Raw genomic sequence first — 13,268 nt, 5'->3', positions numbered from 1 at the left:
CCAGCACGATGTCAGCGCCGCTCGCGCCACCACAGCGCCAGCATGGCGAACGCGAACAGGATGGCGAAGGGCCAGGGCGGCAGCATCCGTTCCGATGGCGTCATGGCGGCTGGGGTGCGCGCCGCATAGCGGGCGGTGGCCTCGCGTTTTTCAAAGGCCTGCCACTGCGGCCAGTCGCCGGGCGCATGCACATACACCTGGCCGATGATCGGCGTGATTCGCGGTTTGCTGCCCTGGGTCTGCATGCGCAGCCAGCCGGCCTGTTTCGGCCACACCGCCACGCACGACGCGTCGACCCGGTCCGATCGGCGCTGCCAGGCCAGGCTCTGGCCGAGGTCCGGGAAGGTCACGTTGCCGCGCACACCCAGCGCGCATACTTCCAGGCGCTGGCCGGGCAGCGGCATCTCGGCCGGGTCCAGCCAGCTCACGTCGTCGACCCGCTCGACGCCGAGCGTGTCGAGCACGCCCTGCCACCACAGCGCCAGCGCGCGCGGCTCGGCGATGGCATGGCGGTGCCAGTCGCCGGCGCCCAGCCAGCCGATGCGGCCCTTGCCCCACTGGCGGGCCCAGACCGCGCTGTCCGAACCGGCCCAGGCGCCGGCATTGCGGGTCGCTGGATTGAGGGGCGCTACCGGCAGCGTCAAGGGCCCGCCGGTGAGCTTGTCGGCCGGCTGCGCCTGCAGGTTCAGGCTTAGGGTACGCGACCAGACGGCAGCATCATTGGCATTCGCGCCGAGGACCAGCAGCGCGGCGCCCTGTCCCACCTGCTCCAGCAAGGCGGCGCGCGTTGGGCCGGCTGCGCGCTCGAACCAGGCGGCATCGACCACCAGCAGGTCGGGCTTATCGATCTTTTCGCGCGCCGTTTCGCTGCGGGTGACGGTCTTGCCGAGGGCGACCTGCCAGTCGATGACGGCGCGGCTGTTCGCCAGCACCTCGTTCAGTACGCGCAGGTCGAACGAAGGGGCGCTGAAGCGGCCGCGCACGGCCAGGGGCCGCGTCTCCTCGACGACGACCGGCACCGGTCCTTCGGCCAGCAGCTTGTCCTTCTCGCCGAGCAGCCGCGCCTTCAGCTCCAGCGTTTCGGCCAGTGGCGGCAGCCAGGTGACCGTGAGCTCGCCCGTGCCGCTCGCCTCGCCCAGCACCTGGCCGTTTTCGGCCAGCAGTTGCAGGCGGGCGGGCGCGCTGTTGTTGCTAATGCCACTGCGTTTGACGGTCAGCGCGAACATGCGGCCCAGCGGCAGCCGGCGCGGGAATGCGAGGCGCAGGGTGCCGGCTTGCGGCGGCGTCCATGCCAGCGGCCGCGCCGGCAAATCCTGCCACTGGGCAGCGCGGAGGCCGTCCCCGTCGAGCGTCAAAGCGCGCACGCCCTTGAGTGACACGGGTGGCTTGTTGCTGTCGATGGCCAGCGTGCTGCCCGCTTCGCCCGGCAGCGTCAGGCCGCCAGCCAGCAGCGCCAGCGCAGCCGCTGCGCTGGCTGCCAGCACGGCGTCCAGCCAGCGCCGGTGCCACAGGTAGAGCAGCACGCTGAGGATGCCAATGAGGCCGATGAGTGCGATGGCGATGATCATTTCGCCCCTCCTTCGCGCCACGCCCGCGTAAACGGCGTGTGCGCAACTGGCCTGGCCTGCAGCAGCACTGGCGCCTGGGCAATACCGGCGCGCAGCCAGGCACGCAGCGCCGGGCGGCAGCGCAGGCAGCCGTCCGCCACGTCCTGGATCGCGCGCTGCGCTCCCAGGCGCTGTTCGTCGTTCGTCAGGCGCTCGCGCACCCAGTCGTGCGCGGTGCGCGTCCACAGGGCCGGCAACGGGCCCTCGCCCGACAAGGCCGCCACCAGTTCGCGCAGCGCCAAGGGAATGGCTTCATCGGCGCCCGCCTGCTCGCGCCCGTAGCTGGCCGCGCCGACCACGTCGCCCGTCATGCGGATCTCTTCCTTGATCGGCGGCGGCACGAAGGCGGTCTTGTGCAGGTAGATGCGATCCGCCTGCTGCAGCTCCTTGATCGCGGCCAGCGCCTTGTGTTCGGGCGCGAGCGCGCTTTTCGGGGTGATGGCGCGCAGCGCCTTTTCCGCGTCCCACATCGCGACCAGGGCGCGGCGCAGGATGGTTTTCGTTTTTTCGTCGTACAGGGTCGCGTTTTCCGCTTCGTCGTGGGCGTGGCCGAACTGGTGCAGCACGTCCATCTTCTCACCGGGTTCGTCGTGTTCGTCATGCTCTTCCTCGCCGCCGAACAGCGTCGATTCCTCGCCCAGGAACTGCCCGTAGCGGCGGCGCAGCGCGCCCTGGTCGCCGGCGATCGCCTCGCTGCGTTCGCGCACCGCAACCGCGCTCATGCGCGTGGCACGCATGTCGGCGATCAGCTGCTCGGTATCGATGATGATCTGGCGCTGGCTGCGCAAACTCTGGGGTTTCACGAGCATCGGCATGGCCGAGGTTTCCTCCTCGTCTTCCACCTCGGGCGCCGGCAGGCGCAGCGTGTAGGTCGGCGACTGCACTGTGTGCGGCCGCGCCGCGTTGTCGGTCGCGCGCACAAAGAAGTACAGCTCGTCACCCGGCTCCATGCCCAGTTCCGCCAGGGTCCAGGTTTTGGACCAGTTGCGCACTTTCGGGTCGTTCGAGGCCGGCAGCGGCATTTCGCGGTCGGTAAACTTGATGTTCTCGCCGCTGCCGCGCGCCAGCGTCAGGTGCAGGGTTGCCCGGCGCACGGCGTAGTCGTCGCGCACGCTCAGGGCCATGGCGGCTGTGGTGGCGCCCTCTTTCAATTCCTGGATCATCTGGGACGGCTGGGAGATCGTCACCAGGGGCGCCGCGTCCGGCGTCACGCGAAGTACATAGCGCGCGCCGCGCCAGCGCCAGAACAGCGATTCGGTGGCCACGATCGAGGCGCACTTTTCGCCGGCGCTCAGGGTGCGGCCATCGCTCAGTTCCAGCGTGGTGCTGCCGGCTTCCCGGTTCTTCAGGCACCACTGAACCGTGCTGCCCTCGGGCAGGTCAATGTTGCGCGGTGCGCCGGCCGTGCGCGCGGCGCCCGTATAGGCCGGCGGCGTGGCAGTCACCACCAGCTGCGGCACCACGGCCGCTTTTACAAGCTGCACACCGGCTGGCGCCGCTGGAACAGCCGCTGCGGGTTTCTGGCCAAAGGACCAGACGATCGCCGCCAATGCCAGCCAGGGCAGCAGCCAGAGCAGGCCGGTACTCACGCGCGGACGCACAACCCGGCGCACAGCCGCCGCATCGAGGGCGCTGTCCAGGCGCGCAAGAATACGCTGGCGCTGCAGCCTGGCCAGCGGCGTCTCGGCCCCGACCAGCAGGGCACTGCTGTCTTCCAGCTCGGGCACGGCGGCATCGAGCCAGCCGGCCCAGCCGCGTGCAACCTGCTGGCGCAGGCGCGCCGCGTCCCATATGCACCAGGCGGTCCAGGCCACCAGGCCCGGCAGCAGGCGCAGCGACAGCCAGGGCAGCGTGCCCAGCACCCACAGCGGCAGGCGCCGCAGCAGCGCCGCGCGCCACAGGCGCCGCGCGATATCAGCGTCGCCGTGCATGGGTCAGTATCCTCTCGAGGGCAAACAGGGCGACCAGCGCCATCATCAATATGTCGCGCAGCGCACCGCTGGCGTAGCTGGTGGCCGGCACGGTAGAAGGTGCGAACCGCGTAGCAGGCGTGGTGTAGGCAACGGGCGCATGGTGCAGTGCGCGCCAGGTCTCCAGCAGGCGGCGCGCGGCGGCGGGATTCGCTGGCGGCCAGGCGTTCGAGGTCCAGACCCGTCCGCGTGCACTGTCGGCGTAGCGGATGCCATCCACGCTCTTCGCCTGCGCCAGTTCCGGAAAGGCGGCGTCGTTCGTAACCCACCATAGCGGCGCGCGCAGGGCGGCCGGCGGTGCGGTGGCCGCATCCCAGACGATCAGTTCCGTCTTCGCGTTCGGCGCCGGTTCGACGACGCGCAGCGGACCGTCGAGCGCCGCGAACATGCGGCGCCATTCGGGAGTACGCTCGCCGACGACCGCCACCCGGACATCAAGGCGTGCAAGCGGTTTCGACAGCGTACGCAGTTCGACCGGATGGCGGAATTGCGGCGTGGCTGCCGGCATCGGGATGTCGCCCAGCACCAGCAGCCGCGCGCCGGCTTCGAATTCGCGCTCGTGCGCCCGCACCCAGTTCAAGGCTTCGGTGGCCGGCAGCGGCAGGCGCGTGGCGTCGCCAAACCCGGCAGCTTTTATCTCGCGCTCGACCCATTGTGCGTCCGTCCCTTCGGCCACGACGACCGTATTGCCACGCCACGGGAACACCGGATCGGCCAGCCAGGCAATCGCGCAGGCTAGCAGCAGGCAGCGCAGGATCAACAGCGTCACGTCGGACCAGCGCCAGACCCGCATTTGCCTCGGTTCGGTACGCGGCAGGAAGCGCGCGCTGGCCAGCGGCTCGGCTTTTACCTGGACGCGCTTCTTGCGGTGCCACCAGATCGGCAGCAACAGGGTCGGCAGCGCCAGCCACCACAAACTGCTCATCGGCGATCCTTTTGTCGCAGCCACTGGCGCAGTACCTCGCCCGGCGCCTGCTCGATGCGGGCGGCAACCAGCGGCACATCGCGCGCACGCAAGGCAGCCGTCACGGTGTCGAAATGCGCCTCGCGGTTGCGCAGGTAGCCTTCGCGCAGGTCGGCGCCGAAGCGGAACACGCCGGCGGCCCCCTCCGGGTCGCGGTAGGCGGGAGCGCTGTCGAACGCGCCAGTGCATTCGGCGTCGGTCTGGAGGCAGGCCGCGCGCACGTCGTGGCGCATGGCGCGCAGGCGCACCAGCGCTTCCGACAGGGGCGAAGGCCAGTCGAGGAAATCGGTGGCGGCAAAAATCAGGGACGGCGAACCGGTAAAACGCAGCCCCGAGCGCAGCGCATCCGCATCCGGCAGGCCGCCTTCGGCCTGTGCTTGCGCCAGTTTCGCCAGCACGCGCTGCAATTGGCGCGGCCCGCGCGCGGCGGGCACCAGTTGCACCCGTCCACCGGACAACACGGCCAGGCCGAAGGCATCGCCCTGGCGCTGCGCAATCGCCGCCACGCAGGCCAGCAGCGTACAAGCGTAGCCCAGCTTGTCGAGACCTTCGATACTGCGGCTCGGTTCCGCCATCGACGCGCTGGCGTCCAGCAGCAGCCATACCGCGACATGGCTGTCGCGCTCGGCTTCGCGCACATAATATCGGTCGGCGCGCGCCAGCAGTTTCCAGTCGACGCGGCGCCACTCGTCGCCCGGCGCATAGGCCCGGTACTCGGAAAACTCGACGCCGGCGCCGCGTTCGCGGCCCGCGTGGATGCCCTGCCCGAGTCCGGCCAGCACGTGGCGGATGACGAGTTCGAGTTTGGTCGTGTGCGCGATCAGCGCCGAACTAGCACGTGCCAATTAATCGACCCTGATCTCGGCGCGGATCGCCTGCAGGATGTCGGCCATCGCCACGCCGTCGGCTTCCGCCTCGAAATTGCGCAGCACGCGGTGCGCCAGCACCGGCAGCAGCATGGCTTGCAAATCGTCGCGCGTGACCGCCAGGCGCCCTGCCATCAGCGCGCGCGCCTTGGAGGCCAGCACCAGCGCCTGTCCGGCGCGCGGGCCGGCGCCCCAGCCGACGTGCTTCTTGACTGCTGCCACCGTGGTTTCCTGCGGGCGGGTGGCGCGCACCATGCGCGTCGCATAGCGCACGAGGTGCTCGCCGATCTCGATGTCGCGCACCAGCGCCTGCAGGCGCAGCAGGCTGGCCACATCCAGCACCGGCTCGGCGTCCCCAAGGCCGGCTTGCGTGGTCTTCGACACCATCATCACTTCTTCGTCCTCGGTCGGGTAGCCGACGTCGATGCGCAGCAGGAAGCGGTCGAGCTGCGCTTCCGGCAGCGGATAGGTGCCGGCCTGCTCGATCGGGTTCTGCGTCGCCAGGACAAAGAACGGGCGCGGCAGGATGTGGGTATGGCCGGCGAAAGTGACGCTGCGCTCCTGCATTGCTTCGAGCAGCGCCGATTGCGTCTTGGGCGGCGCGCGGTTGATCTCGTCGGCCAGCAGCACTTGCGTGAACACGGGCCCCGGCTGGAAGCGGAACGAACGCTGGCGCGTGGCCTGGTCTTCTTCCAGGATCTCGGTGCCGACGATATCGGAAGGCATCAGGTCGGGCGTGAACTGCACCCGGCGAAACTGCATGTCGGTCGCCTGCGCCAGGGATTTCACGAGCAGGGTTTTACCCAGGCCCGGCACGCCTTCGACCAGCGCGTGGCCGCCGGCCAGCAAACACGTCACGAGGAGATCAACTACCTCTTCCTGGCCGATGATCACGCGCGCCATGCTCGTCTTCAGCGCCCCTACTTTTGCCACCAGGTCGGCTACTTCCGACTCGCTCCAGCGCACCGTTCCGTGCTCCGCCACATGATGTTCTGCCACTTAGGCTCCCAACGCATATTGAATGATGTTCACCGCAAAGCGGGTATTGTCCACTGCCAGAAAACGCTTGTTGCGAAAGTCGTAATCCCACTCGCAACCGTAATCCTTGTTCGAGTACAGCACGCGCACGCGCCCGCCGATCTCGATCGCCTTCAGGTATTCGTGCACCAGGTCGTCGCCCCAGCCGTTCAGCTCCACCGAGGTGTTCGGCGGGCCGTCGAACTTGAAGAAGCTCGAATACACCGGGTGGTTGTTCGGGATCTTCCGCAGCGCCGAGCCGCCGAAGATCTTCGCCATTTCGGCTTCAAAACTCTTGGCGAACAGGCCGTCGACGTCGTGGTTGCAGTCGTCGACAAACACGAAGCCGCCGCCGCGCACGTAGCGCTCGAAGTTCCTGCGCTCGGCAGGGGTGAACTGCACCAGCTTGTGCCCGGCCAGGTAGCAGAACGGTGATTCCAAGACCTTCGGGTCGGCGAGCTGCACCATCCGTTCGGCCGGGTCGACCTTGAGCGTGGTGTACTCGACGAGCGAATTGAGCACGTTGCTGGGCATGCGGATATCTACATCCCAGTCACCCGACTCGTACATGAGCCGGGTGAAGTAAAAGTCATAACGCGCCATCTACACCGCGTCGGACAGCGAGGTGAAGTTGAAGTCGCGCACCTTCATCGGCGGCAGCACCATCTGGAACGGCACTTCATCGCCGCCGATCACCATCGGCTTGCCCAGTTCCTCGACGTTGTTCAGCATTGTGACCGGGCTCTCGTTGAAGCGGAAGTTCTTGATCGGGTACTTGATCTTGCCGTTCTCGACATAGAAGGTGCCATCGCGCGTCAGGCCCGTCAGCAGCAGCGACTGCGGATCGACCATGCGGATATACCAGGTGCGGGTGACGACCACGCCCTTCTTGGTCGACGCGATCAGCTCCTCCAGCGACTTGGTGCCGCCGGCCATGATCATGTTGCCGGGGCGGGCATTCGCCTGCACGCCCTTCTTGTGCGCCCAATAGCGCGAGTAGCGTAGCGCGGCGATGCGGCCGTCCTTGATGATGTCGGTGCGCTGGCGCGCCAGCATCGTGTTGTCGTCCCAGGGCGCGACCGGCACGTCCGGGTTCCACGGATCGGACCAGACGTTGATCCGTTCGTCGAACAGCTTGTCGCCGAGCCGGTTCTTGCCGCCCGATTTGGTGAGAAAACTGCGGCCTTCATCGGCGGCGCGCGCCTCGAAACTGCTGAACATATTGCCCAGCACTTCGGACGTCGCCGCCGGCTCCAGGATGACCGTGTAGCGCCCCGGCTCCAGTGCCTTGGCCTCGACCGAGCGCAGCGCCTTTTCAATCGCCACGCCGGCCGCTTCGCGCGCATCGAAACGGTTCGCGTCGACCGCCGAGCGCGTGACCCAGCCCGAGCCGCGGCCGTCTTCGGTGCGCACCGTGCAGGTATAGGCCAGGTCGGTCAGCTCCTGGAAGCCGAATACGCCATTCGAGTTGGCGATCGCCGAGAAGCGCGTGCTGTCGTTGAAGAAGCCGGCAGTGACCAGCCCTGCCTTCTTTGCCGCCTCGATGCTGTAGGCCGCTACCTGGGCGCGGAATTCAGGATCGATGTTGGCGGTTGCGCGCACGAATGTCGGCGTCGCCTTGTACTCCTGCTTGCCGATGGCCGACATGAACTCCGGATTTTCAGGCGCCAGCCGGGCCGTTGCTTCGGCGCGGCGCACGGCCTTTTCCAGCGACTTGTCGTCGAACTCGTTGATCTGCGCGACACCGGATTTCTTGCCGAAAGCGACCTGCACGGAGAGCTGCATGTCTTCGTTCAATCCCGCGGTCGAAATGCTGTTGCGCGCGAAGCGCACGTTGCCGGCACGGGAGCCGTCGATCGTCACGCTGCATTCGTCAGCCTTCGAGAACTTGATGACGCGCTCGCAGATGCGTTTTGCTTCTTCCTGGTTCAGCTGTTTCATGTTTTTCCTTAACCGATCTTGCGGGCGGTGTTGATCACATTGATGCCGTTGAAGCGCGTCGTGCTCGAGCCGTGCGATACCGCGCTGACCTGGCTCGGCTGGCCCTTGCCGTCGAAGAAGGAGCCGCCCATGCGCCAGTCGCGCTCGTCGCAGATGGCGCTGCAGGCATTCCAGAATTCCTGGGTGTTCGACTGGTAGGCGACGTCTTCCAGCGGGTTCGTGATCTTGCCGTTCTTGATCTCGTAGAACAGCGTGCCGCCGAACTGGAAGTTGTAGCGCTGCTGGTCGATGGAATACGAGCCGCGGCCGACGATGTAGATGCCCTTCTTCACATCCGCAACCATCTCGTCCGGCGTCAGGCGCGCTTTACCCGGCGCCATCGACACGTTCGGCATGCGCTGGAACTGCACGCTGCTCCACGAGTCCGCGTACGAGCAGCCGTGCGATTCCTTCTCGCCGATGATGTGGGCCTGGTCGCGTGTGGCCTGGTAGTTGACCAGGATGCCGTCCTTGATGATGTCCCACTCTTTGGCGCGCACGCCTTCGTCGTCGTAGCCGATCAGGCCCAGCGAGCCGGGCGCCGTGCGGTCGGCGATGAAGTTCACGCGCTCGGAGCCGAACTTGAATTTCTTCGACTGCCACTTGTCGAGCGTCGCGAAACTGGTGCCGGCGTAGTTGGCTTCGTAGCCAAGCACGCGGTCCAGTTCCGTCGGGTGGCCGACGGCTTCGTGGATGGTCAGGAACAGGTGTTCCGGCGCCAGCACGAGGTCGTACTTGCCCGGCTCGACCGACTTGGCGGAGAGCTTCTCGCGTGCCTGCTTGCCGGCCAGGCGCGCGTCCTCGACCACGTCGTAGGACTTCGTGTAGAGCGTAGTGACGCCGCCGGCGGCTTTTACCTTACCGCCGCCTGCCACGTCGAAGTATTCGTAGCCCATGCTCACCGGCGAGCCGAGGCCCGCGCGCGAGCGGAACTTGCCGCTGGCCTTATCCACGGCGGTGGCATTGATCGGCGCCCACAGGCGGTGGATGTCCTGGTCGATGTAGGAGCCGTCGGTCGACGCGAAATACTTTTGCTGGTTAATCTGGAACAGGTTCGCCGTCATGAAGCTGGCGCCCGCCTCCAGGCCCGCCTTGTTGGCGGCGATCAGCATGTCGGCCTTTTCCTTGACCGGCACCGCGCGCCAGTCCTTCTTGAATGGCGTCGCCCAGGCGACTTCGCCCACGCCCTTCACCGGGGCGAGGCGCACCGGTTCCGTCTGCAGCCTGGCGTTGGCCTTGGCAATGGCGACGGCCTGGCGCGCGGCGCCAGCCACGGCGTCCGGGTTCATGGTGTTGGTCGCCGCAAAACCGTAGGCGCCGCCCGCGATCACGCGGATGCCGACGCCGGTCGACTCGGTATTCGTGATGTTCTCGACGTTCAGGTCGCGCGTCGTGATGAACTGGTTCAGGTAGCGCCCGATGCGCACGTCGCAATACGATGCACCGGCCTTGGTGGCGGCGTTCAGGGCGGCGTCGGCAAGGGCTTTCTTGAAGCTCGTCGCCATCGGGTTCAGGAGGTCTTCGGCCGCAATCGCGTTGCCGAATACCGGGACCAGCATGGCGCCCGCCGTGCCGGCGCCGATTTTCAAGAAATTACGTCGTTCCATTGTGTCTCCATGCGCGGCCCGATACGGCCACGTTTTAACAGCGCACGGCCGATCACCGGGCAACGGTCATCGGCCGCATTCACGTCGCTTACACCGCGTCCGACAGCGACGTAAAGTTAAAGTCCCTGACCTTCATCGCCGGCACCACCATCGGATTCGGCCCCTCATCGCCCCCCAGCACCACCGACTTGCCGATCTCCTCGATGTTGTTGAGCATCGAGACCGGGCTTTCGTTGAAGCGGAAGTTCTTGATCGGGTGCTTGATCTTGCCGTTTTCGACATAGAAGGTGCCGTCGCGGGTCAGGCCCGTCAGCGCCACCGATTGCGGATCGACCATGCGGATGTACCAGGTACGGGTGACCAGCACCCCCTTCTTGGTGCTGGCGATCAGCGCCTCGGTGGTCTTGTCGGTGCCGCCCATGATGAAGTTGCCCGGAGTGCCGATGGCGCGCTTGTTCTTCTGCTTGGCCCAATACTGCGAGTACTGGAGGTCGGCCACGCGGCCATCCTTGATCCAGTGCTGGCGCTCGCGCGGCAGCATGTTGTTATCCCACGGGAGGACCGGCACCAGCGGATCCCACGGGTCGGACCAGATGTTGACCTGCTGGTCGAACAGCTTGTCGCCGACGCGGTTCAGGCCGCCCTTTTTCGAGAGGAAGCTGCGGCCCTCGTCGGAGTTGCGCGCATTGAAGCCGTTCAACATGAATGTCATCAGGTCGCTGGTGGCGGCCGGCTCCAGGATCACGGTGTAGCGGCCTGGCTCCAGCGCTTTCGCTTCCACCGAACGCAGCGCCTTTTCGATGGCCACATCGGCCGCTTCGCGCGGATCGAAGCGCGCCAGGTCGCGCGCCGAGCGGCGCACCCAGCCCGAACCGCGGCCGTCTTCGGTGCGGATCGTGCAGGTGAAGTCGAGCGAGGTCAGGGCCTGGTGGCCGAACACGCCGTTCGAGTTCGCCACCGTCTGGAACGAGGTGGTGTCGGTCAGGAAGCCGGCGCTGACCAGCCCCTTCTTGCGGCAGGCCTCGATCGCGTAGGCGGCGGCCTGGGCGCGGATCTCGGGGTCGATGTCGGCAGTCTTCTGCACAAACGTGTTCGACGCTTTGTACGCCTGCTTGGCGACGGCCGGCATGAACTCCGGATTTTCCGGCGCCAGGCGCGCCAGGTCTTCGGCGCGGCGCACGGCCTTTTCCAGCGACTTGTCGTCGAACTCGTTGATGGTGGCGGTGCCCTGGCGCTTGCCGAAGGCGACGCGCACGGTCAAGGTGGTGTCGTCGGTCAGGCCGGCGGTGGAGACGGCATTCCGGGCGAAGCGGATGTTGCCGGCGCGTTCGCCGCTGATGCCGACGATGCATTCGTCGGCTTTCGACAGCGACAGCACGCGGTCGCAGATGCGTTTGGTTTGTTCCTGGTTCAGGATGGTCATTGTCGTTCCCTGCCTTAGCCGATCTTGCGAGCGGTGTTGATCACGTTGATGCCGTTGAAGCGCGCGGTCGAAGAGCCGTGCGAGACGATGCTGATCTGCGGCGGCTGTCCTTTGCCGTCGAAGAAGGAGCCGCCCATGCGCCAGTCGCTCTGGTCGCAGATGCCGGAGCAGGCGCTCCAGAATTCCTGGGTGTTGGCCTGGTAGGCCACGTCTTCCAGCATTTCGCCGATCTTGCCGTCCTTGATTTCGTAGAACAGTTGGCCGCCGAACTGGAAGTTGTAGCGCTGCTGGTCGATCGAGAACGAACCGTCGCCGACAATATAGATGCCCTTCTTGATGCCCTTGACCATGTCGTCCGGGCTCATCTTCTTCTTGCCCGCTGCCAGCGAGACGTTCGGCATGCGCTGGAACTGCACATTGCTCCAGGAGTCGGCATACGAGCAGCCGTGCGATTCCTTCTCGTTGATGATGTGGGCCTGGTCGCGCGTGGCCTGGTAGTTGACCAGGATGCCGTCCTTGATGATGTCCCACTGCTTGGTGCGCACGCCTTCGTCGTCGTAGCCGACCGCGCCGAGCGAGCCCTTGGTGGTCTTGTCGGCGTACAGGTTGACGATCTCGGCGCCGTACTTGAATTTCTTCGTTTCCCACTTGTCGAGCGTGGCGAAACTGGTGCCGGCGTAATTGGCTTCGTAGCCGAGCACGCGGTCCAGTTCCGTCGGGTGGCCGACCGATTCGTGGATGGTCAGGAACAGGTGTTCCGGCGAGAGCATCAGGTCGTACTTGCCCGGGGTGACCGACTTCGCGGTGAGTTTACGCTTGGCGTCGCGGCCGGCGGCGCGTGCGTCGCCGATCATGTCGTAGGAATCCGTGTACAGCGTGGCGACGCCGCCGGCGGCCTTGATCTTGTGCTCGGGACGGGCGTCGAGATATTCGTAGCCCATGCCGACTGGAGCTCCCAAGCCTTGCCTCGAGCGGAACTTGCCGCTGGCCTTGTCAACGGCGGTGGCCGTGAACGGCGCCCACAGGCGGTGCAGGTCCTGGTCGATGTAGGAACCGTCGGTCGACGCGAAGTATTTTTGCTGGTTCACCTGGAACAGCATCGACTGCATGAAATTCGCGCCGCCGTCCATGCCGGCTTTATTCGCAGCGATCAGCAGGTCGGCCTTCTCCTTGATCGGCACGGTGCGCCAGTCCTTCTTGTACGGCGTGGCCCAGGCCACGTCGCCCACGCCCTTGACCGGCGCCAAGCGCACGGGTTCGGTCTGGAGCTTGGCATTCGCCTTCGCGATCGCCACGGCCTGGCGCGCCGCATTGGCGATGCCGTCCGGGGTCATGTCGGAGGTGGCGGCAAAGCCGTAGGCGCCATTGCAGATCACGCGCACGCCGACGCCGGCCGATTCGGTGTTGACCACGTTCTCGACGTTCAGGTCACGCGTGGTGACGAACTGGTTCAGGTAGCGGCCGATGCGCACGTCGCAGTAGGAAGCGCCGGCCTTGGTGGCGGCGTTCAGCGCGGTGTCGGCCAGCGCCTTCTTGGCGGCGACCGCCATCGGACTGAGCAGTTCCTCGGCAGCGATGGCCCGCCCGGCAACCGGGATGAGCATCGTGCCGAATGCAATGGTACTGATGTTGAGAAAGGTACGACGTTCCATGGTCTCTCCTGAATTCAACCTGCTTCTTGGGGCGGCGCGCACACGGGCACTGCCGCGTATTTATATGTATGACTTGCCTTGTCCAGCCCGGGGACCAGACGGCAAACCGCTAAACATTAGCAGCAAGTTACGCTTTTGAATAGGCAATATTTGCACCAGCTCAAAGTGTCAATACGCTAGCT

At 66.2% G+C, this 13,268-nt stretch carries 10 protein-coding genes; all 10 read right to left on the bottom strand.

The features are described 5' to 3' along the window. Window positions 1-11: 11 nt before the first annotated feature. Window positions 12-1,568, bottom strand: a complete 1,557-nt coding sequence (locus ACFPN5_RS11820; RefSeq protein ID WP_379783416.1) for a hypothetical protein — start codon at window positions 1,566-1,568, stop codon at window positions 12-14. Then, window positions 1,565-3,538: a DUF4175 family protein gene (locus tag ACFPN5_RS11815; protein WP_379783414.1), complete on the bottom strand. Its 1,974-nt coding sequence runs from the start codon at window positions 3,536-3,538 to the stop codon at window positions 1,565-1,567. The genes ACFPN5_RS11820 and ACFPN5_RS11815 overlap by 4 nt, the downstream gene beginning before the upstream one ends. Continuing rightward, the gene (locus tag ACFPN5_RS11810; RefSeq protein ID WP_379783412.1) at window positions 3,522-4,502 is read right to left on the bottom strand and encodes a hypothetical protein; all 981 of its coding nucleotides are present in this window, start codon (window positions 4,500-4,502) and stop codon (window positions 3,522-3,524) included. Before ACFPN5_RS11810 ends, ACFPN5_RS11815 begins: the two co-directional genes overlap by 17 nt. Then, a complete protein-coding gene (locus tag ACFPN5_RS11805) occupies window positions 4,499-5,386 on the bottom strand; it encodes a DUF58 domain-containing protein (protein WP_379783410.1) in 888 nt (295 codons plus the stop codon). The genes ACFPN5_RS11810 and ACFPN5_RS11805 overlap by 4 nt, the downstream gene beginning before the upstream one ends. Continuing rightward, window positions 5,387-6,310 (bottom strand): AAA family ATPase, encoded by a 924-nt coding sequence (locus ACFPN5_RS11800; RefSeq protein WP_379783451.1) that lies wholly within the window; start codon window positions 6,308-6,310, stop codon window positions 5,387-5,389. 96 nt (window positions 6,311-6,406) lie between these two features. Next, the gene (locus tag ACFPN5_RS11795) at window positions 6,407-7,027 is read right to left on the bottom strand and encodes a DUF4159 domain-containing protein (protein WP_379783408.1); all 621 of its coding nucleotides are present in this window, start codon (window positions 7,025-7,027) and stop codon (window positions 6,407-6,409) included. Further along, window positions 7,028-8,365 carry a TldD/PmbA family protein gene (locus ACFPN5_RS11790; protein ID WP_379783406.1) on the bottom strand — a complete coding sequence of 446 codons (1,338 nt, stop codon included), beginning with the start codon at window positions 8,363-8,365 and terminating at the stop codon, window positions 7,028-7,030. A gap of 8 nt (window positions 8,366-8,373) precedes the next feature. Then, window positions 8,374-10,011 (bottom strand): TldD/PmbA family protein, encoded by a 1,638-nt coding sequence (locus tag ACFPN5_RS11785; RefSeq protein ID WP_379783404.1) that lies wholly within the window; start codon window positions 10,009-10,011, stop codon window positions 8,374-8,376. A gap of 88 nt (window positions 10,012-10,099) precedes the next feature. Beyond that, window positions 10,100-11,434 (bottom strand): TldD/PmbA family protein, encoded by a 1,335-nt coding sequence (locus ACFPN5_RS11780; RefSeq protein ID WP_379783402.1) that lies wholly within the window; start codon window positions 11,432-11,434, stop codon window positions 10,100-10,102. A 14-nt stretch (window positions 11,435-11,448) separates the two neighbouring features. Next, a complete protein-coding gene (locus ACFPN5_RS11775) occupies window positions 11,449-13,086 on the bottom strand; it encodes a TldD/PmbA family protein (RefSeq protein ID WP_379783400.1) in 1,638 nt (545 codons plus the stop codon). Window positions 13,087-13,268 lie beyond the last annotated feature (182 nt).

The organism is Massilia niabensis (assembly GCF_042655085.1).
Lineage (GTDB): Bacteria > Pseudomonadota > Gammaproteobacteria > Burkholderiales > Burkholderiaceae_D > Telluria > Telluria niabensis.
Note: the sequence above shows the minus strand (reverse complement) of the source record. Positions and strands in the feature narration are given on the sequence as shown.